This window comes from Achromobacter sp. 01N37, assembly GCF_056399725.1.
Map to the genome: position 1 here is coordinate 447,468 of NZ_JBFTRX010000002.1, position 19,716 is coordinate 467,183.

16 protein-coding genes are annotated in these 19,716 nt (G+C 64.2%); 12 read left to right on the forward strand and 4 right to left on the reverse strand.

The window, feature by feature from the left end; all coding sequences use genetic code 11:
- Positions 1-9: 9 nt before the first annotated feature.
- The 11 genes from AC1DSJ_RS05255 (at position 10) to AC1DSJ_RS05305 (ending at position 12,489) form a co-directional block, all read left to right on the forward strand.
- The gene (locus tag AC1DSJ_RS05255) at positions 10-1,380 is read left to right on the forward strand and encodes a type II and III secretion system protein family protein (RefSeq protein WP_082387193.1); all 1,371 of its coding nucleotides are present in this window, start codon (positions 10-12) and stop codon (positions 1,378-1,380) included.
- Complete coding sequence (locus AC1DSJ_RS05260; RefSeq protein WP_054426497.1) at positions 1,377-2,717, forward strand: MinD/ParA family protein; 1,341 nt, start codon at positions 1,377-1,379, stop codon at positions 2,715-2,717. The genes AC1DSJ_RS05255 and AC1DSJ_RS05260 overlap by 4 nt, the downstream gene beginning before the upstream one ends.
- A gap of 33 nt (positions 2,718-2,750) precedes the next feature.
- The gene (locus AC1DSJ_RS05265; protein WP_054426496.1) at positions 2,751-4,115 is read left to right on the forward strand and encodes a TadA family conjugal transfer-associated ATPase; all 1,365 of its coding nucleotides are present in this window, start codon (positions 2,751-2,753) and stop codon (positions 4,113-4,115) included.
- On the forward strand, positions 4,115-5,044 hold the full coding sequence (locus AC1DSJ_RS05270; RefSeq protein ID WP_175171359.1) for a type II secretion system F family protein: 930 nt from the start codon (positions 4,115-4,117) through the stop codon (positions 5,042-5,044). The genes AC1DSJ_RS05265 and AC1DSJ_RS05270 overlap by 1 nt, the downstream gene beginning before the upstream one ends.
- A gap of 12 nt (positions 5,045-5,056) precedes the next feature.
- Entirely contained in the window at positions 5,057-6,055 is a 999-nt protein-coding gene (locus tag AC1DSJ_RS05275; protein ID WP_054426494.1) for a type II secretion system F family protein, read from the forward strand.
- Positions 6,056-6,066: 11 nt separating this feature from the next.
- Complete coding sequence (locus AC1DSJ_RS05280) at positions 6,067-6,960, forward strand: tetratricopeptide repeat protein (protein ID WP_254600723.1); 894 nt, start codon at positions 6,067-6,069, stop codon at positions 6,958-6,960.
- 22 nt (positions 6,961-6,982) lie between these two features.
- Entirely contained in the window at positions 6,983-7,516 is a 534-nt protein-coding gene (locus AC1DSJ_RS05285) for a DUF3613 domain-containing protein (RefSeq protein ID WP_441371514.1), read from the forward strand.
- A gap of 51 nt (positions 7,517-7,567) precedes the next feature.
- Positions 7,568-9,661: a TadG family pilus assembly protein gene (locus tag AC1DSJ_RS05290; protein WP_342066733.1), complete on the forward strand. Its 2,094-nt coding sequence runs from the start codon at positions 7,568-7,570 to the stop codon at positions 9,659-9,661.
- Positions 9,661-11,061, forward strand: a complete 1,401-nt coding sequence (locus tag AC1DSJ_RS05295; protein WP_054426490.1) for a sigma 54-interacting transcriptional regulator — start codon at positions 9,661-9,663, stop codon at positions 11,059-11,061. The genes AC1DSJ_RS05290 and AC1DSJ_RS05295 overlap by 1 nt, the downstream gene beginning before the upstream one ends.
- Positions 11,062-11,177: 116 nt before the next feature.
- On the forward strand, positions 11,178-11,888 hold the full coding sequence (locus tag AC1DSJ_RS05300; protein WP_054426489.1) for a DUF2968 domain-containing protein: 711 nt from the start codon (positions 11,178-11,180) through the stop codon (positions 11,886-11,888).
- Positions 11,889-12,027: 139 nt separating this feature from the next.
- The gene (locus AC1DSJ_RS05305) at positions 12,028-12,489 is read left to right on the forward strand and encodes a DUF1178 family protein (RefSeq protein ID WP_054426488.1); all 462 of its coding nucleotides are present in this window, start codon (positions 12,028-12,030) and stop codon (positions 12,487-12,489) included.
- Positions 12,490-12,592: 103 nt separating this feature from the next.
- On the opposite strand, the gene efp is transcribed toward AC1DSJ_RS05305, so the two are convergent.
- From efp to AC1DSJ_RS05320, 3 genes are all read right to left on the reverse strand, one after another.
- Positions 12,593-13,153: an elongation factor P gene (efp, locus tag AC1DSJ_RS05310; RefSeq protein ID WP_006225610.1), complete on the reverse strand. Its 561-nt coding sequence runs from the start codon at positions 13,151-13,153 to the stop codon at positions 12,593-12,595.
- Positions 13,154-13,322: 169 nt separating this feature from the next.
- Positions 13,323-14,435 (reverse strand): elongation factor P maturation arginine rhamnosyltransferase EarP, encoded by a 1,113-nt coding sequence (gene earP / locus AC1DSJ_RS05315; protein WP_441371515.1) that lies wholly within the window; start codon positions 14,433-14,435, stop codon positions 13,323-13,325.
- A 6-nt stretch (positions 14,436-14,441) separates the two neighbouring features.
- Positions 14,442-15,644, reverse strand: coding sequence for a DUF2863 family protein (locus AC1DSJ_RS05320; RefSeq protein ID WP_476760271.1), 1,203 nt, complete (start codon positions 15,642-15,644; stop codon positions 14,442-14,444).
- A 228-nt stretch (positions 15,645-15,872) separates the two neighbouring features.
- Between AC1DSJ_RS05320 and AC1DSJ_RS05325 the strand changes: the two genes are divergently transcribed.
- The gene (locus tag AC1DSJ_RS05325; RefSeq protein WP_175171355.1) at positions 15,873-16,649 is read left to right on the forward strand and encodes a DODA-type extradiol aromatic ring-opening family dioxygenase; all 777 of its coding nucleotides are present in this window, start codon (positions 15,873-15,875) and stop codon (positions 16,647-16,649) included.
- Positions 16,650-16,786: 137 nt separating this feature from the next.
- On the opposite strand, the gene acnA is transcribed toward AC1DSJ_RS05325, so the two are convergent.
- The gene (gene acnA / locus AC1DSJ_RS05330) at positions 16,787-19,492 is read right to left on the reverse strand and encodes an aconitate hydratase AcnA (protein ID WP_476760272.1); all 2,706 of its coding nucleotides are present in this window, start codon (positions 19,490-19,492) and stop codon (positions 16,787-16,789) included.
- Between the last annotated feature and the right edge of the window lie 224 nt (positions 19,493-19,716).

Below are 19,716 nucleotides of genomic sequence, written 5' to 3' on the forward strand. Positions count from 1 at the left end.
TCCAGCACAATGAAGAAATATCAGCGCACCACCTTGATATGCGTCCTGTCGGCCGCAGCGGCGATGACCTACGGTGTCGCCAGTCTGGCGCAAACCGCCACGCCTGCGGCAGGTGCGAATGCGCCTGTCCGTGACATCGCGGTGGCCGTGCGCGGCCAGCAGTCGCTCATGCTGGATGGCGGGGCGCCCAGCCGCATCGCCATCGGCGACCCGGAAGTGGCGGACGTGAAGGTCTTGCCGGCGTCAGGCAAGCGGGCGGGGTCGATATTGCTCTACGGCAAGAAGGCCGGCAGCACTCAGCTGCAAATCTGGACCGGCAACAACGCCGCGCCTCAGATTTGGAACGTGCGCGTGGCGGGCAGCGTGCAGGCGGCCTTGGCCAGCCGTGGCCTGGAAAGCGGCGCCAACGTGGATATCGCGGGCGACCGGGCGGTGGTGTCGGGGCATGCCGAAACGCCGCTGGGCCAGCTCGCGTCCGCCAAGGCGGCTGCCGCGGCGGTAGGCGACAAGAATGTCGTCGACGTGTCCACCGCGGGCACGGGCGGTGTCGTGCAGGTTGAGGTCAAGGTCGTGGAAGTGTCGCGGTCCGTGTTGAAGCAGGCGGGCATCAACTTCGCCGCCCGCAACGGGCCTTGGGCCAGCACCAGCGGCACCTTGGCGGGGGCCTTGGGGTTCGTACGGGGCGACGCCATCGCCTCGGGCTTTTCACTGTTCTACGACTCAAACGACTTTGCGGCGCGTCTGCGCCTGTTGCAAACCAACGGCATGGCGCGCGTGTTGGCGGAACCGACGCTGGTGGCGTTGACGGGCCAAAGCGCGAGCTTCCTGGCCGGAGGCGAGCTGCCGATTCCGGAAGCCGGCGGCCTGGGCACCACCACCATCACCTTCAAGCCCTTCGGTATCGGCCTGACGGTGACGCCGACGGTGCTGTCGCGGGAACGCATTGCGCTCAAGGTCGCGCCGGAGGCCAGCGAGCTGGACTACAACAACGGCATCTCCATTCCCAACGGCTCCGAAGCCCCTACGATGATCCCCGCGCTGCGTACGCGCCGGGCAGATACGACGGTTGAACTGGGCGATGGGGAAAGCTTCGTCATCAGCGGCCTGGTGTCGCGCCAGACCAAAGCGTTGGTCAACAAGGTTCCGATGCTGGGCGACCTGCCCATCATCGGCGCGTTTTTCCGCAGCGTCGATTACTCCCAGGAGGATACCGAGCTGGTCATTGTGGTGACGCCGCGTCTCGTGCGCCCGATTGCGCGCGGGGTGACGCTGCCACTACCCGGGGGCCGCCAGGAGCGTGCCGATTCCACATTCAATGCCTGGGGCTATTACTTGATGGGCCCCGTCGGCGGCGAACAAATGCCGGGATTCTCACGGTGAGCAATATGAAGACACATGCCAGCGAGTGGGTGGGCCTGCAAAATGGGAAGCGGTTCCTGTTTTGCTCTAAAGGCGATGGTGTTGCCGCGCAGCTTGGACATGCCCTGGGTGATATGGGCATGTTGACCCAGGAGACTCCTGGCGTGGAAGAGCTGGCGCGGCGCTTGACCGAAATTGCCCCCCAGGTGGTGTTTCTGGATTTCACCCTGAGCGAAGACGAACCGGGCAAGCTGTTCAAGTCCGCGGAGTTGGCGCGGTTGCTGGCGCGCATTGCGCCGACTGTTCCGCGTGTGGCGGTGGGCCTCTTGAGTCAGCCCGAAGGCGCGATCGCGGCATTGCGTGCAGGCGTCAGCGATTTCGTCGACCCTTCCGTGGCGCCCGAGGAAGTCAAGGAAGTGGTGTTGCGCTTGCTGGATGTGCCGGCGGGCGGCGGGCGCATGGACGGCTCGCGCCGCAGCGTCCTGTTGCTGGGCGCGCGGCCCGGTGTCGGCACCAGCACGCTGGCCGTGCATCTGGCCGGCATGGTTCAAGACCGCCTCAAACACATGCATGCGGCGCGCGCCACGGCGGCGGGCGCCAAGCCCGCCAAACCGCCGGAGCAGGCGGGCGCGATGCTGCCCCTGTCCAGCCGCGTGGCGCTGATGGACCTGGGCTGGCCCGTTGGCGATTGCCAGCTGTATCTGAATATCGGCAGCGACTTCGATTTCGCCGAAGCCGCCCGCAACTTGCGCCGCCTGGATTCCACCTTGTTGGGATCGGCCATGGCGCACACCCCCAACGGACTCAGCGTGCTGGCCTTGCCGCGCGACCTGAACCAGATGCGGGATGTCTCGCAATCCGATTCGCTCTTGGTGTTTGAACGCATGCGCCAGCATTTCGGCGTGGTCGTGGCCGATGCAGGCGGCTTCACGAATCCGGAATTCGTGGCGGGTCTTGCGCGGTCGTCTCAACAGAACTGGATCGTGACCGACCAGAGTGTGGGTGCGCTGGTGTCGCTGGCCGGCTTGCTGCAAGAGCTTGAACAACTGCATGTCGACCGCCGCAGCCTGGGCTTGATCGTCAACCGTTACGACGAACGCTATGGCATGACGGCGCAACAGATTGCCGACCGGTTCCAGCTGGATCTGATTGGCACCTTGCCCGACCGCACGCTGGCGCTGATGGTGTGCACGAACCAGGGCCATCTGCTGCACGAAGAGGCCGAGCGCGATGTGTACGTGCGCGCCGTGCAGACGCTGGCGGAAAAGCTCAGCGCGGAAGAGAACACCCCCGGCGGGCGGGCAAGCTGGCTGGCCACCTGGCTGCCCGGCGTGCACCGCCGCATGATCGTTGGTTAACGGCAAGATTCAGGGACGGCGGCGGAATCCGACATGATCATGACAGCGACCATAGAGTTCGGCGGCGATGGCGACAAAGGGTTCTCGTCGTCAAACCGCTTCCAGGAAGTGAAAACGGCGGCGTACGAGCACCTGCTGTCCCGTATCGAGGAACTGGGGGCGGAGTTCGGACGCTGGGCGCGTTCGGCGATACAGGAATTCGTTGATATCGAAGTCGCCAGCTTTGTCCGATTGCGCCGCGTGCCCATCAACGAAGGCGAAATGCGGCAGATTGCCGAAGCGCTGACCAAGGAACTGGCGGGCCTGGGGCCGCTGGAAGATCTGCTGGCCGATCCGGCGGTGGAAGACATCCTGATCAACGGCTACGACAACGTGTTTGTGTCGCGGCGCGGCGTGCTGGCCCGCGAGACGCTGCGCTTTACCGATAACCAGCACGTGTTGCGCATCGTGCGCCGCATCCTGGCGCCCATCGGTCGTCGGCTGGATGAATCCAGCCCCATGGTGGATGCGCGCTTGCCCGATGGCGGCCGCTTGAATGTGGTGATTGAACCGCTGGCCGTTGATGGCCCGATGGTGTCGATCCGGAAGTTTCGCCAAGACCCGCTCAAGCCCGCTGATCTGCTGACGCTGGGCACGTTCGACGAAGAGATCTACCGCTTGCTGCATGAAGCCGTGAAGAACCGTTGCAACGTGCTGGTGTCAGGCGGCACCAGCTCGGGCAAGACGTCGCTGCTGAACGCGCTGGCCTTTTTCATCCCCGAAACGGAACGCGTGGTGACGGTGGAAGATACCGCCGAACTGTCGCTCAACCATCCGCACGTGGTGCGGCTGGAATCACGCCAGGGCGGGTTCGACGGCAGTGGCGCAGTCAGCATCCGCGAACTGATCCGCAACAGCTTGCGGATGCGGCCTGACCGCGTGGTGGTGGGCGAAGTGCGCGGCGCGGAAGTCATGGACATGCTGCAAGCCATGAACACCGGCCACGAAGGCTCCATGGCCACCATCCACGCGAATTCGCCGCGCGAATGTCTGTACCGGATCGAAATGCTGGCGGGCTTTGCGGGCTTTCAGGGCAGCGAAGACAGCTTGCGCCGGCAGATCGCCAGCGCGCTGGACTTCATTGTGCAGATTGGCCGCTTGTCCAACGGCAAGCGGCGCGTGCTGTCGGTGACCGAAGTCACGGGCATGGGCGACAACGTCATCTCAACGCAGGAACTTTACCGCCACGAAACCTTCACCACGCCTGAAGGCGAAGAGAAAGACCGCTGGAACTGGCTGGGCATTCATCCGCACACGCCCAAGCTGGCCAAAATGCGCAACGAAGCGCGCGCCAACGACAACCCGCAAGGGGATAACGATGGCGGTGGCGGCGGCGGATTCTGGAGCCGGAGGCGCTGATGCAAGACGCTCTGATCCTGGGAGGCATGGCGCTGCTGCTTGCCGTCGGGGCGGTGCTGTTGTGGCGTCACGCCAATAGCGGCGCGCGTCGCAAGGCCAGCTCTGATTTTCTCGACAACCAGCTCAAGCGCGGACGCGAGACGCCGGCCGAAGGCACGTTTTCGGAAGCGGCGCGCGGCAGCGCGTTGCGCAGCGGCTTTTCGGGCTGGGACCGCATGCTGCTGCTGGCAGGCGTACGCCAAACCCCGGGTTTCTATCTGCGGATCACGTTGCCTGTGATTGCGGGCGGTGTCCTCGCCTGGCTGTTCCTGGGGCCGCTGTCTGGCGTGGTGACCAGCATCATGCTGGCCGTGCTGATGTACTTCATGTTGTGGCTGCGCGCCGACCGCCGCCAGCGGCGCATGATCTCGCAGTTGCCCGCATTTCTGGACAACATCGTGCGCCTGATCACGATCGGCAACAGCATGGGGTCGGCGTTCCAGACGGCTGCCGCAACCACCGACCAACCCTTGCTGGAAGTGGTGGAAACCGCGGCCAGTCTGAGCCGCTCGGCCAAGGAATTGGATGCCGCGCTGGTGCAGGTGTCGCGCATGTACGGCTTGAAAGAGCTCTACATGATTGCTGCGGTGGTGTCGCTGGCCATGCGGTTCGGCGGGCGCAGCGACCAGGTGCTGGAGCGTATGGCGGCCTTCATGCGCGACGTGTCCCAGGCCCGCGACGAGCTCACCGCCAGCTCGGCCGAAGTGCGCTTGTCGGCATGGATTCTGGCCTTGCTGCCCGTGGGCATTGCCGGTTTCATCATCGTGGCCAACAACAAGTTGTTCATGGGCCTGTGGGAAGACCCGGTGGGCTTCAAGATGCTGCTGACCGCGGTGGGTCTGCAACTGGGCGGCTGCTATTGGCTGTACCGCATGGCCAAGTCCATTTAAGAGGAGGCGACGATGGATATCCTGCAATCCTTGAATGCCTCGACGGTGCTGGCGGTGGCGCTGATGCTGGTTGCTGGCGCGATGCTGGTGCTGGGCGTCAGCATGACGCGGCGCCTGCGCGGCCAGGGCCGCAGCCGGCAGGTGGTTGAGCAGGCGCTGGCCACGCGCAAGAATGCGGGGGCATCGGCGGCAGTGGCGCCTGCCGACGCAAGCAAGGGCAAATTCGCCTCGGCCACGCGTGCGGCGGACGCGTTCGGCAAACGTCTTAGCGAAGGCCGTCTGGCCGACGCGCTGCTGGCCGCCGAAGACCGCAAGATGGTCGACATGGCCGGCTACGCCGACATCGGCACCGCGCGCTCGCGCTTTGTCGCGGCGCGTTTCGGCTTGGCCATCTTGTTCCCCGTGCTGGCAGTGGTGCTGGACCTGAAGAAGCACCTGATCAACTCATCGATGGGCGTGCTTATCGCCGCCTTCTTCGGGTTTGCGATTGGCTACATGCTGCCCAAATGGATTGTCCGGCGGCGCATGGCGCGGCGGCGGCGCATGGCTGCTGACGAGCTGCCGCTGCTGATTGATTTGCTGCGTCTGCTGCAAGGCGTCGGCTTGTCAATTGACCAAAGCATGCAGGTACTGATCAAGGAATTCGCGCAGGTGCTGCCGGTGCTGTCGTCCGAGCTGCGTCTGGCGTCTGAACTGTATGTGCGAGGCCGCACGCGCGAACAATCGCTGGCTCGCCTGGCGACGGGCTTTGATAACGACGACCTGTCCGCCATCTGCCGCCTGATCGCGCAGGTGGATCAGCATGGCGGCGCGGTGCAGGAACCGTTGAACCGGTTCGGCGAGCGGCTGCGCGACAAACGTCGCTTGGAGCTGAAGGAAAAAGTGGGCAAGACCACCGTGAAGATGACGGGGGTCATGATCTTGACGCTGTTGCCCGCGCTGTTGATCGTGACGGGCGGCGCAGGGTTCATTGCGGTATTGCGCGGTATGTCGCGCTTGGGGGGCTTGTGATGGCTGGTGGCATGGGAAGAAAAAAGGGCGCCCTGCGTTGGACCTTGATGGCGGCAGCCATCGCGGCCGTTGCCGGGCTGGCCGGATGCAAGAGCAATAGCGCGGAGAGCGCTTGGCAATTGATTCAGCAGCAACAGCAGGAGCAGGCGTTGGCACGCCAGAAAGAGGAGGATGCCGAGAACAAGCGCCGTCCGAAAGAGCCCGAAATGATGCTGTCGCTGATTTCGGAAGCGCAGCGCCAGGATCGCTACTTTGCATCCCTGGCTTACATCGACGCTTTTCAGCAGAAATTCGGAAACGATCCGCGCGTGGCCGTGTTGCGTGCGGAAGCTTTGCGGCAGACCGGGCAGGTGGCCATGAGCGAGCAGGCGTATCGCGCGCTGCTCAGCACTGATCAGGCTGCCGACGGCTGGCATGGCTTGGGCCTGATTGCGGGTTCGCGCGGGCAGTTCGATCAGGCGGCTGACGACTTCGCGCGCGCGGCAAAGCTGTCGCCGATGGACCCGCGCATTCTGGGCGACCTGGGCTACGCGCGCTTGCGTGCCGGTGATCCGTCAGGGGCTCGTGTGCCGTTGGGGCAGGCGGCCGAACTGGCGCCCGACAACGGCAAGGTGTTGGCCAATCTGGCGGTGCTGTTGCTGGTGGAAGGCGAACCCGTGCGTGCGCAGCGCTTGATGGATCAGGCTCAACTGGGTGATGAGGCGCGCAGCCAGGTGCTGCGCTTGGCCTCGGATATCCGCAGCCAGCGCACGCTGTCGCCCTCGGCGTCGACGGTAGCGGCGCCGTCGGTGTCTGCGGCATCGGCGGATTCGCCCGCGACGCGGGTGTCCAGCGGGGGCGGCATCGTCATGCCGATGATGAGTCCGTTGATGGAAGGGCTGAGCAATGGCCCCATCGTGCGTTAACTCCGAACTCAGGAAGCCAACCATGTCTCGTTTTCGCATGCCCGATTTCCGCATTTCTGGTCCCCTGACATTGGCGGTGGCGGTGGCCACGTTGATGCCGTTGGCATCCCTTGCGCAATCGAACGCGCCGCTGACCGGCAACATGACGAGTGGCGCGCCGGCTGCCGGGACGCCTGCAGGGTCGCCTGCCGGGTCGCCTGCCGCCGCCGCCGCTCCCGCTTCTACATTGCCCCAGGCGCAGTTGCCTCAGCGGCCGGTGGTGCAGCAGGTGCAGACGCCGATGCCGCAGCCTGCGGCGCAGTCCGCCCAATCCGCCCAGGCCGCACCGGCGGCTGCGGCCACCCAAACGGCATCATCGGCCCCCGCCGTTGAAGAAAACTTCGGCGACGTCACGCGCGCCTTGCTCGCGGCGCAGGCGGACGGCCGGCGGGCGGGCGGCGCATTACCCATCCTGGGGCCCGTATCCACCGCAGCCTGGAACCGCTATCTGGATAGCTTCTCGCATCCCATACCGGAATATTTGCAGAAGCGGGTCGAGACGAAGAACACCAATTAAGCGTGGACCCGCGGCGCCCGCGCGCGATTCCCCTCCAAGGTTGCTAACGTCATGCCAGCCCTTCCTCTTCGTGTTCCGCCGCTGCGTCAGCGCGGCAGCATGGCCATCGCCGTGGTGTTCGCGGTGCTGGTGGGCATCCTGTTGCTGGGCGTGGCGCAGCTGGGCTATGGCTATTACATGAAGCGCGAAATGCAGAAGGCGGCGGATCTGGCCGCGCTGTCTGCGGTGCAGGTGCTGGGCATGGGCTCGGCCGCTGACTGCACGCGCGCCGTCACGGCGGGGCGCACGTCGGCGTTGGCGAACGTGCCCAATATTTTTGACACCTTCGCGGCGGGCGACATCACCGTGGAATGCAAGCTCTGGGATTCCACCCGCGCCGACGCCACGGGCATGCATGTATTCGATCCCACTGGCACGCAGACGCTCAATGCGGTGCGCCTGACCATCCGTAAGGACCTGAGTAGCCTGTTTGGCGTCTTGGGCCTGGGGACGACGGTGTCGGTGAATGCGGTGGCAACCAACACCCAGCCCGTTGCGGCGTTCATGGTGGGTTCGCGCTTGCTGCGCTTGCAACGCGGCGGCCTGTTGTCGCAATTGCTGTCGAGCGTGGGCGCAACGCCCACGCAGCTGGACGTGCTGGATGCCGCGGGGCTTGCCAGCGTCAACATCACGCCTTCGGGCTTGCTCAAGGCGCTGGGCTTGCCGCTGTCGGTTGCAACTGGCGTGGGTACGCCCGCCGAGCTGGCCGCGGTCAACAACCTGACGCTGGGCCAGTTGCTGCAAGCCACGCTGACGGTCGTCAACCAAAGCGGCACGGCCGGCGCGAACGTGGGCCTGGTCAGCAACGCCATCAATACCGTGCTGGCCGTGATGCCGTTGAACTTGCCGGTCAAGCTGTTCGGCAATGGCGGCGTGTTGAACTTGTCGGTGGTGGGGGGCGATGCCACGGGCGCATTGTCGGCGAATCTCAACGCGCTCAACCTGCTTGAAACCGCGCTGGTCGTGGCCAACGGCCAGAACCTGATCAATCTGGGCCTGAGCGTCCCGCTGCTGGGCGTGGACGCCCGCGTGCGCGTGGTGGAACCGCCCACCTTGGCGATTGGCGGCATCGGCACGCAAGCCACCAGCGCAGGCATACGCGTGTACATCCGGGTGAATACCAGCAACATTCCGCTGGTGGGGCCGCTCTTGGCGAACACGCTAGGCACGAAGGTGGACCTGCCCATCATCGTGGATGTGGCGCAATCCACGGGCACGCTGACGAATTTGTGCCAGGCGCCATTGACGCAGTCGCAAGCCACGATCGCGGTGACGTCGTCCGTGGCGAATATCTGCCTGGGGCGGTTCCCGGGCATGACGTCCAGCACCGATCAAACCGCCGCCAACTTCGTGTCGCTGACCAACAGTTGCCAGGTCAGTTCGTTTTCCGCCATCCAGCGCTATCAGGTGCTGAATGTGCTGGGCATCTTGCCGTTGACGGCCAAGGTGACGTTGCCGGTATTCAATTCAACGGCGCCCGTGTCCGTGACGCTGACCGAACCGCCTGGCACGCCGTCCACGCAGACGGTGACCGCCACGTCCGTCAACCTGGGCGCGCTGGCATCGAACCTGTCAGACGCCTTGATCGGCGGCATCTTGGGCGATCTTTTCAACACCGGCACGCCGCTGACGGCGGCCGAGCGCACGGCTTTGGCCACAGACTTGGTGGGCGGTGGCGGCAGCAGCGCCGGCAACTCCATCACGCAGGTCGTCAATAACTTGCAGTGGTCCACGACTGCGCTGAACCAGCTCAGCGCGCGTCTGACCACAGGCGGCCTGACGGGCGTGCTGGGCGGCACGTTGCAACTGGTCGGCAATGTCCTGAGCTCATTGTTGCTGGCGCCCGTGAACGACGTGGTGTGCGCGTTAGGCTTGACGCCCAGCGCCATCCGCCAATGCCGTATCAATTCCGTCGCCTCGTTGGCGCTTAGCGGCAGCTCGCAGGTAAGCGGTGTGCTGTCGATTGTGGTGAACCTGTTGCAACCCGTGCTGGCGCCGCTGTCTACCTTGTTGCAGCAACTGCTAGACCTGCTGGGTCTGAGCGTGGGCCAGACTGACGTTTCGCTGCTGTCCGTGGATTGCGGCCAGCCGCGCTTGGTGTACTGATGACTCAAAAATTCGCGCGCGACGAGTTCGATGTGTACGTCTGGGAAGGCACTTCCGATATTGCCAGCCGCGCCGAGCGCTGCCTGGCGGGCATGGACGTGTCGCTGGTGCGGGCGGATGCGGGCACCGCGTTTCCGCCACCACGCGACCCGACGCGTCCGGCGGTTGCGCTGGTGTCGGTATCGGTGATGGGCGACAACCGGTTCAGCGGCTATGACTGGCTGTCGGTGCAGGCAATGCCTGTTATCTGGGTGTCGGCCGAAACCCGCGGGCGCGATTCGCGCTACTACCCGCCCGAATACTCGTACACCTTGCCGCTGTCTTTCACCACGGCAGACCTGCGCAAGCTGCTGTTCGAGCTGCTTGGCACGCTGGACCAGTTCAATCGCACCGCGCCCAAGCGCGAGCAGCCGCTGATCGCGGTGTCTGAGCCGATGCGGGCGTTGCTGGCCGAAGCCGAGATGTTTGCCGACTGCCGCAGCAATGCGCTGATCCATGGCGAAACGGGGGTGGGCAAGGAGCGCATTGCCCGTCTGCTGCACGACCGCGCGGCCTGGTCCGACGGGCCGTTCGTAGCCGTGAATTGCGGGGCGATTCCCGAAGGTTTGTTCGAAGCGCATTTCTTCGGTCATGCCAAAGGCGCTTTTACGGGCGCGGTGGGCGCACACAAGGGCTATTTCGAACAGGCAAATGGCGGCACGCTGTTCCTGGATGAAATCGGCGATCTGCCGCTGTACCAACAGGTGAAGCTGCTGCGCGTGCTGGAGCAAAGCACCGTGACCCGGCTGGGTTCCACCGCCGAGGTGCCGGTGGACTTCCGGCTGGTCGCCGCCACCAATAAAGATCTGCGTGTGCTGGTGGGGCAGGACGAATTCCGCGCCGATCTGTATTACCGGCTGGCAGTGATCGAGCTGCGTATTCCCAACCTGGAACAGCGCGGCGGCGAAGAAAAGATCGCTATTTTCCGTTCGCTGCTTGAGCGCCTGGGCGGGGAAGGGGAGCCGCCGGACTGGCTGCTGGAGCGCGTGGCGCGTACCCGCTATGCGGGCAATGTGCGCGAACTGTCCAACGTGGCCGAACGCGTGGCCATCATGCAGAAGCAGTTCAAAACCTGGGACCAGCCCCGCATCGAACGCATTTTTGATCAGATTGCCGAACCGCTGCGCGCAGCAGGTGCGTTGGGCGGCGCCAGCACGCTGTGCGAACCGCCCGTCTTCACCGATGCGGAGCGCGCCGAACGCGCCCGTATCCTGGCCGCGCTGGACGTCAACGGATGGCGCCGGCAGGACACCGCCAACACCTTGGGCATCAGCCGCAAAGTGCTCTGGGAGAAGATGCGCAAACTGCATCTGGGCGGCGGCCAAGGCGAAACGGCGGAAGGAATCGTCGAGGCATCCTGATCACGCAATAGGGAAAGGCCCGTATCGGGCGACAAATTGCTTGCTGGCAATGTAAGTGGAACAGCCGCGAGCGAAATAAATTGCTATAGTTCCGCAACGATTTTTTTGGGGAAGGCATGAACGTCCAATTTATCCGTGCCGCCACTCGCATGGCGCTGTTGGGCACGGCTCTGTCCGGCCTGGCGGCTTGCGCCAGCGCGCAATCCGAAGCGCCGCGGCCCACGGTTAAGCAGGTCGAAGACAAGCAGCCGGCCACAACGCCGGTGACCCCGCCCGCCGCGCCTGCACCCGCTGCTGCACGGCCGTCGTCGACCGTGGCTGAATTGCAAGGCCTGATCCAGAACCGTCAGGTTTCTGAGCTGCGTACCGCCTACAACGGCACGTACGGCGCCAGCCTGCTGTTCAAGCCGGACGACCTGACGTATTACGTCGCGCTGTTTCAGCAAAAGGATTTCTGGCGCGTGCTGAAAACGGTGTCGGAAAAGCAGGCCGAAGCGACGTACCGCGCTTTCACGACGCAATCGGCCGAGCTGGCCGAAGTGGACATCAAGCGCATCAAGCTGCAAGCCGAATACGCCAATGCTGAGAAGCTCTTGGCCACGCGCAGCGCGCAGTTGAGCACGCTGCAAGCCGACCGCACGCTGCGCATGCAGCAGGAAGAGCAAGTGGCGGCGCGTCAGGAACAGTCGCGCCAGGAAACCACCGCGTTGGCCGATCAGCAAAAGGATGTGCGTCAGCAACTGCGTGATCTGCAACGCCAGATCGATTCCCTGCAGGCGCAGCAGGCGCAAATCGACGCCAGCCCGGCGTCCAAGCGCGGCAAATAAGCGCAGGCTTACGCCAAGACGAAGACGGGCCTTCGGGCCCGTTTTTTCTTGAAAGCCCGTGTCCTTTATCCCATCGCTGCGGGAATGGCGCTTGCTGGTGGATGCTTGATATCTTGCGCCCGGACCCCATATAGCCACCATGGCTCTTAAAGTTTTCGATCTCCAGTGCGAACACAGCCACATTTTTGAAGGCTGGTTCGGTTCGCACGAAGACTATGACGCGCAAACGGCGCGTGGCCTGGTCACGTGCCCAGTGTGCGGGTCGGCCACCATTACCAAGCGCCTGTCGGCCCCGCGTTTGAATGTGTCGCACCTGCACGCCCCGGCGGCCCAAGCGCCCGCCGTGTCGGCTGGCGCGTCGGATGCCGAGAAGATGGCGGCGGTGCAGGCGTTGGTGATGAAGCAGGTGCGCGCGCTGTTGCGCAATACCGAAAACGTGGGCCCGCGCTTTGCGGAAGAGGCGCGACGCATTCACGATGGCGACGCCGATGAGCGGCCCATTCGCGGCACGGCCACGCAGGAAGAACGGCAATCGCTGGCTGAAGACGGTATCGACGTCATGGCCGTGCCGGATTTTCTGGACGACGAACGCTTGCAGTAAACGTTGGCAAGTGTTGCCGGCCTTCACGCGGCGATATGCGCAGACATAAAAAAAGCCAGGCCCCCTGAATACAGGGCCTGGCTTTTTCGTACCTGCTGCCGGATCAGTTGTTGACGCGGCTGCGGTATTCGTTCGTGCGGGTGTCGATTTCGATCTTGTCGCCGATGGCGCAGAACAGCGGCACGTTCAGTTCGTAGCCGGTGTTGATCTTGGCCGGCTTCGTGACCTTGCCCGACGTATCGCCACGGACGGCGGGTTCGGTGTAGGTGATTTCGCGGACCAGCGTGGTGGGCAGTTCAACCGAGATGGCGCGGCCGTCGTAGAAGACCACTTCCACGGGCATCGCTTCTTCCAGGTAGTTCAGGGCGTCGCCCATGCTTTCGGCTTCGATTTCGTACTGGTTGTACTCTTCGTCCATGAAGACGTACATCGGGTCGCCGAAGTAGGAGTAGGTGCACTCCTTGCGATCCAGTTGAACGACTTCGAACTTTTCGTCGGCCTTGTAGACCGATTCGCTGGCCGAGGCGGTCAGCAGGTTCTTGAACTTCAGCTTCACAACAGCAGCGTTACGGCCAGACTTGTTGTATTCGGCTTTCTGGACCACGAGGGGGTCCTTGCCGACCATGACCACGTTGCCGACTCGCAATTCCTGAGCGGTTTTCATCGATAAAACTCCGGGGGTGATAGGTGCACTCGCCGTGCTTGCAAAAAACCGCTGGCGCTCGGTAGCGTGTTGCTGATGGCTACCCAAGCTCGCGACGTTTCATGCACACCCCGGGAGGCGTCATAGTTGAGGCCCGACACATTCAGGGCGACTCAGAAAACTCTCTATTCTAACGTTTCTTGGCCAAGTCTGCGCAAAAGTCGGCCAGATTTTCGGCGAGATCCGGGCGCGCGGCCTGGCTGGCGTCCCAGTCGCGCGCGGCGTTGGCCCAGGCTTTCCATGCTGCGGGCGCAAGCGCTGCGGCGGCCGTTGCTTGTGTTTGGCCGGTTTCCGGCTGGTTCCAGGCGCGGATGAGCGCGTGGGCGGAATCCGGGGCCGGATAGCGGGCCAGCCAGGCGTCCAGCTTTTCCAGATGGATGTTTTCGTCTTGGGGGTAGATCTGCCACACCAGCGGCCGGGCGGCCCAGGCGGCGCGGATGAAGGAATCTTCGCCGCGTACGAAATTCAGGTCCGAACTCCACAGCAAGCGGTCGAAATCCGGTTGTGCCACGAACGGCAGGCGCGCGAGCAGCGGCGCGCCGGGCGCCGAACAGGCCGCTTCCAGCCCGGGGGCGATGCCCTCTGGCACCAGCAGAACGCTTGCGCGCGGGTCCGCCGCCAGGGCCTGCACCAGCGCATCGACCGGCGCGGAAGGGTAGCAAAACAGAGACACCGTGCGCGCGCCGTCTTGCCGGCGCAACAGCACGGCCTCGTCCACGCCTAGCGTGCGCAGGAAGGCATTTTGCTGGTCTATCGACGCTTGCAGCGCGTCGCGCTCGGCGGTGAGGCCGGGTTCACGCAGCAGGCCACCGGTGGCTGCCGTGAAACCCGGAAAGAAGAAGTGCTTGACCAGCCCGTCGGGCCGCTGCGAGGGCAGGCCGTGGCAGCTTTCCACCCAGGCTTCCGCGCTCAGATATTCCAGGTTGATCCAGGCAGGATGCGTTTGGCGCATGCTGTCCAGAAACGCGGGCGGCGGGTCGCAGGCAAAGGCTTCGATGACGGCATCGCGGGCGGTCAGGGCCGGGTCAGGCGTGTCGGACCAATGGACGATGTCGACCCCGCCCAACTGCTGGCGGGGGGCTGACACGGTGATGCCCGGCTGGATGCGTGCAAAGCTGGCCAGGTCGTCGACCCACAGGCGGATATCCCAGCCACGGCCTTGCGCAAGCCGGCGGGCCAGCCGCCAGCACACGCCGATGTCGCCGTAGTTGTCGACGACCCGGCAGAAGATGTCCGCTTGCATGGCCGCTTAGTGGAACTTGGCGGGCGCGGCCTCGGCGTCCTCGGGCAGTTCGGCGTGCACCAGCTCGCCCAGGGGATTGGGGAAGTAGGGCGCGCCGCAATCTTCGCAGTACTCGGCCGGCAGCACGCCGGGAATGCGGCGCACTTCGGTGACCCCGTATTCCTTCAGCAATGYGGCGATTTCGTCGACCACATCGGGCTGGCCTTCTTCGGACGGCAGCTCTTCTTCGCGGCCGTACAGCGGCCACACGCAGCCGTAGTAGACGTCGTTGCTGCTGCGTGCCGTGAAGCTGATGCGGTATTCGTCGATGCGGCTTTCACCGCAGCCGGCCACGACCGCGCGCAATTGCGAGGCTTCGAGGCTGACCGCGCCTTCCAGCCAGCTGATGGCGGCGCGCAGCGACAACGGGCGCACGCGGCGGTCGGCTTCGCGGTTGCTGACGTAATAGGCGTCAGGCAACAGCGCTTCGAAACCGCAGCCCGGCAGCAGCGCGGCCAGCGTGGGCTGCGCCTGCTCGGCCCATTGCGCCTGGCAGGCGTCGCGGGTGGCGTCGGCGTCGCCCATGCTTTCCTGCCAGCGGAAGATCGGCGCGTTTTCGGGCACTGCCACCGCGCCGATGATGTAGCGCGTGTCGGCCAGCATGTTGGCGGTTTCGATTTCGGTGTTCAGCGTCGGCTTCGTCGTTTCGGCGCCCAGCGCCTGCGAACCCAGGCGTTGCAACCACTGCCAGGTTTCGCCGAAGGTGCGCGGCATCTGGTCCACGCTGACCAGCATGGGCATCAGCGCGGTGCGGGCCTGGCTGGACAACACATGGCCATGCAACTGAGCCAGCAGCGCCTGTTGGGCGGTGGCGGAAACGGGGCCGGTGGGAATGGCGTACCGGGTCCAGGCGACGATGGGCGCGACGATCAGCAATACGTCGTACTGGACGCCGTTTTTCTCGATCTTCATCGATTCAGACAGGGTTTCGGCCTGCTCGATCAAGACCTCGTAAGCGCCTATGTCGCTTTGCGCGAGGTGGTCCAGGGCCGCTTCCAGCGGGGCATCCTGCCCGGCCTTCAGCAGCTTGGGGATCGCCTCGCCAAGCTGGTTCTCCCAGAACACGTCTTCGACGCGGCTGCCCGAGCGGTTCAGCGCTTGGGCAAGCGCAACCAGGCGGGTAGCGTCACGGGTCATGCGGGGAGCGGATTGGCTGCGGGATCGGGCCATAACTTCGAGGGACGTCCAGTAAGTGTGTAACGACGTAGTTTAACGCCCGCCGCGCGCACCGGCATGACGGCGCGGCATTGCCTGGTAATAGGGCAATGCGGCGAGCGAGGCGGACGCTTCGGCACATTAGTGCTGGAATGACAACAGATTATCCCCACTGCGGGGGTTTATTGCTGATTGGAAACAGCTGAAAATGCTTCCATCAACTTATTCTCTGGAGGCTTCGCCATGCGTTGGCCTACGCTTTTTGTTTCTCACGGCTCGCCCATGCTGGCCGTTGAACCGGGCCTGACCGGCCCCGTGCTGGCGGATTGGAGCGCTGCGCAAGGCCGCAAGCCGCGCGGCATTCTGGTGGTGTCGCCGCACTGGATGGGCGAGGGCCTGGCGCTGTCCACCCGCGATCAACAGGTGGCCTGGCATGACTTCGGCGGCTTTCCGCCAGAGCTCTACACGCTGCAATATGCCGCGCCGGGTTCTCCCGAGCTGGCCGCGCGCGTGCAGGCGCTGCTGGCCGAATCGGGCATTGCCGCCGACCGCGACCCGCGCCGTCCGCTGGACCACGGCGCCTGGGTGCCGTTGCGCTACCTGTATCCCGACGTGGACGTGCCTGTGGTGCAGTTGTCGCTGGACATGGGCCGGGATGCCGCGGGCCAGCTGGCGCTGGGGCGGGCGTTGGCGCCGCTGCGTGATGAAGACATCCTGATCATCGGGTCGGGGTCGTTGACGCACAATCTGCGCCATGTCCGCATGCCGCAGAATGCGCCGGCGGTGCCGTACGTGCCGGCGTTTCAGGAGTGGTATGCGCGCAATCTGGCCGAGCACAATGTGCCGGCGCTGCTGGACTGGCAGGCGCAGGCGCCGGGCGCGTTGCAGGCCCATCCGCACGACGATCACCTGATGCCTTTGTATGTGGCGCTGGGCGCGGCGGGCGCATCGGCCAAGCGTCTGAACGACGAGATTTCGTACGGCGCGCTGGCGATGGACGCGTATCAGTTCGACGACTGATGCGAAGCCCTTAGGCGACTGGCGCGTATTCGTTCGGCGGCAGACGCCGGCCGTTTTCCGCCAGTAAAAAGCCCCGGAACCTGGCGGTTCCGGGGCTTTTTGCATCGCGCTCGGCGCGGTGCGGCGCAGTAACGTGCTTAGGCCGCGAGCAACTGGCGCAGCACGAAGGGCAGGATGCCGCCGTGCTGGTAGTAGTCAACCTCGATCGGCGTGTCGATGCGCAGCAGCACGGTTACGTCCTGCTTCGAACCATCCTTGCGGGTGATCGTCAGCGTCACGTCCTGCATCGGCTTGATGCCGTTTTCCAGGCCCGAGATGTCGTACGTTTCTTCGCCCGTGATGCCCAGCGACTGCACGCTGTCCGTACCCTTGAACTGCAGCGGCAACACGCCCATGCCGACGAGGTTGCTGCGGTGGATGCGTTCGAAGCTGCGGGTGATCACGGCCTTCACGCCCAGCAGTTGCGTACCCTTGGCCGCCCAGTCGCGCGACGAGCCSGTGCCGTAYTCTTCGCCGCCGAACACCACGGTGGGCGTGCCKTCGGCSAYGTAYTTCATGGCGGCGTCRTAGATCGACATYTSKTCGCCGGTGGGCTGGAACAGGGTCTCGCCGCCTTCGAAGCGGCTGCCATCCGGCAACGACGGGATCATCAGGTTCTTGATGCGCACGTTGGCAAACGTGCCGCGCATCATGATTTCGTGGTTGCCGCGGCGCGAGCCGTAGCTGTTGAAATCGGCCTTCATGACGCCGTTTTCCTTCAGCCACTTGCCTGCGGGAGAGGTTTCCTTGATGGAACCGGCGGGCGAGATGTGGTCGGTGGTGACGGAATCACCAAACACGCCCAGCGCACGCGCGTTCTTGACGGTGGGCATCGCGGCCGGCGTCATGTCGAAGCCTTCAAAGAAGGGCGGTTCGGCGATGTAGGTGGAGTCGGGCCAGTTGTAGGTGTCGCCGCTGACGCCCTTGATGTTTTCCCAGAGCTTGCCCGGGTTGCTCTTGACCTGGCCGTAGTTGGCCTCGAACACCTTCGGGTCCAGCGCATGCTTCATCAGCGCTTCGACTTCTTCGGACGTGGGCCAGATGTCGCCCAGCCAGACGTCGCCGTTCTTGCCCTTTCCAACCGGCTCGGTCATCAGGTCGCGCGTGACGGTGCCGGCCAGCGCGTACGCCACCACCAGCGGGGGCGAGGCCAGGAAGTTGGCCTTGATGTTCGGGTGGATGCGCGCTTCGAAGTTGCGGTTGCCAGACAGCACGGCCGAGCAGACGAGGTCGTTGCCGGTGATGGCTTCGTTCAGGTCCGGCGTGAGGTCGCCCGCGTTGCCGATGCAGGTGGTGCAGCCGTAGGCGGCCACGTCAAAGCCCAGCTTTTCCAGGTAGGGCAGCAGGCCCGTCTTGGTGAGGTAGTCGGTCACGACGCGCGATCCGGGCGCAAGCGAGGTCTTGATGTGCTTGGGCACCTTCAGGCCGGCTTCCACGGCCTTCTTGGCCAACAGGCCTGCGGCCAGCAGCACGTTCGGGTTCGACGTGTTGGTGCAAGACGTGATGGCGGCAATCAGGATGTCGCCGTTCTTGATCTTGGTGCCGGTGCTGGTGGTGAAGGTTTCGGCCAGCTTTTCGGCGGGCTGGTTGAAGCCGTTTTCAGCGACCGGCTTGGAGAACAAGTCGATGAACGTGTTCTTGACGTTGCCGATTTCGATGCGGTCTTGCGGGCGCTTCGGGCCGGCCAGCGACGGGGCGACGGTGGACAGGTCCAGCGTCAGCAGCTTGGTGAAGTTGATGTCTTGGGCGGCCGGAATGCCGAACATCTTCTGCGCCTTGAAATAGGCTTCGAAGGCGGCAATTTCAGCTTCCGTGCGGCCGGTGCCGCGGAAGTAGTCGATGGTGCGTTCGTCAACGGGGAAGAAGCCCATGGTGGCGCCGTACTCCGGCGCCATGTTGCCGATGGTGGCGCGTTCGGCCACGGTCAGGCTGGCGGTGCCTTCGCCGCAGAATTCAACGAACTTGCCCACCACTTTTTCACGGCGCAGCATTTCGGTGATGGTCAGCACCAGGTCGGTGGCAGTGACGCCGCCGCGCAACTGGCCCTTGAGCTCAACGCCCACCACGTCGGGCGTCAGGAAGTACACGGGCTGGCCCAGCATGCCGGCTTCGGCTTCGATGCCGCCCACGCCCCAGCCCACCACGCCAATGCCGTTGATCATCGTGGTGTGGCTATCGGTGCCCACCAGCGAATCGGGGTAATAGACGTTGTTCTTTTTGTCCTGGTGCACGCCGCGCGCCAGGTATTCCAGGTTGACCTGGTGGACGATGCCAAAGCCCGGAGGCACGACGCCGAACGTGTCGAACGCCTGCATGCCCCAYTTCATGAACTGGTAGCGCTCTTGGTTGCGCTTGAACTCCAGCTTCATGTTCAGGTCCAGCGCGTTCTTGGTGCCGAAGTAGTCGATCATGACCGAGTGGTCGACGACCAGGTCAACCGGCACCAGCGGCTCAATGCTCTTGGGGCTCTTGCCCATTTTGTCGGCGACCGAGCGCATGGCGGCGATGTCAGCCAGCAGCGGCACGCCCGTGAAATCCTGCAACACCACGCGCGCCACGACGAAGGGGATTTCGTCTTCGCGGCGGGCGTTGGCTTGCCAGTTGGCCAGCTGCTTCACGTGCTCTTCAGTGACCTTCTTGCCATCACAGTTGCGCAGCACGGATTCCAGCACGATGCGGATAGAAACCGGGAGCCGCTGCACATCAATGCCGAGGGACTTGCCCAGCGCCGGCAGCGAATAGTACTGACAGGATTTATTGCCGATCTTGAAGTTCTTGAGGGTGTCTAGAGTGTTGTGCGGCATGATGGACTCCGTTGTTTTGCCCGACTGTATGTGCCCAGGCGCAGGCGGCATTTTCTGGCGATTTTGCGCGGTTGTCATTGTAGGGGAGACAAGCCCTTGCGCGGCTGCATGTCTTATATCTTATATAAGACTTGGGGCGCACGTCAAAGTTCCGTCCGAGTTCCGGCAAGGCACCGGGATGGCACTCCCCGCACTGCAAAACCCCTACTTTGGCGGACATGAGC

Bases quoted from the DNA above. Each gene is read 5' to 3' on its own strand.
- AC1DSJ_RS05275 (WP_054426494.1), top strand. From the start codon at position 5,057: ATGGATATCCTGCAATCCTTGAATGCCTCGACGGTGCTGGCGGTGGCG.
- AC1DSJ_RS05265 (WP_054426496.1), top strand. From the start codon at position 2,751: ATGATCATGACAGCGACCATAGAGTTCGGCGGCGATGGCGACAAAGGG.
- AC1DSJ_RS05255 (WP_082387193.1), top strand. From the start codon at position 10: ATGAAGAAATATCAGCGCACCACCTTGATATGCGTCCTGTCGGCCGCA.
- AC1DSJ_RS05290 (WP_342066733.1), top strand. From the start codon at position 7,568: ATGCCAGCCCTTCCTCTTCGTGTTCCGCCGCTGCGTCAGCGCGGCAGC.
- AC1DSJ_RS05295 (WP_054426490.1), top strand. From the start codon at position 9,661: ATGACTCAAAAATTCGCGCGCGACGAGTTCGATGTGTACGTCTGGGAA.
- efp (WP_006225610.1), bottom strand. From the start codon at position 13,153: ATGAAAACCGCTCAGGAATTGCGAGTCGGCAACGTGGTCATGGTCGGC.
- AC1DSJ_RS05300 (WP_054426489.1), top strand. From the start codon at position 11,178: ATGAACGTCCAATTTATCCGTGCCGCCACTCGCATGGCGCTGTTGGGC.
- AC1DSJ_RS05285 (WP_441371514.1), top strand. From the start codon at position 6,983: ATGTCTCGTTTTCGCATGCCCGATTTCCGCATTTCTGGTCCCCTGACA.
- AC1DSJ_RS05305 (WP_054426488.1), top strand. From the start codon at position 12,028: ATGGCTCTTAAAGTTTTCGATCTCCAGTGCGAACACAGCCACATTTTT.
- AC1DSJ_RS05270 (WP_175171359.1), top strand. From the start codon at position 4,115: ATGCAAGACGCTCTGATCCTGGGAGGCATGGCGCTGCTGCTTGCCGTC.
- earP (WP_441371515.1), bottom strand. From the start codon at position 14,435: ATGCAAGCGGACATCTTCTGCCGGGTCGTCGACAACTACGGCGACATC.
- AC1DSJ_RS05325 (WP_175171355.1), top strand. From the start codon at position 15,873: ATGCGTTGGCCTACGCTTTTTGTTTCTCACGGCTCGCCCATGCTGGCC.
- AC1DSJ_RS05280 (WP_254600723.1), top strand. From the start codon at position 6,067: ATGGGAAGAAAAAAGGGCGCCCTGCGTTGGACCTTGATGGCGGCAGCC.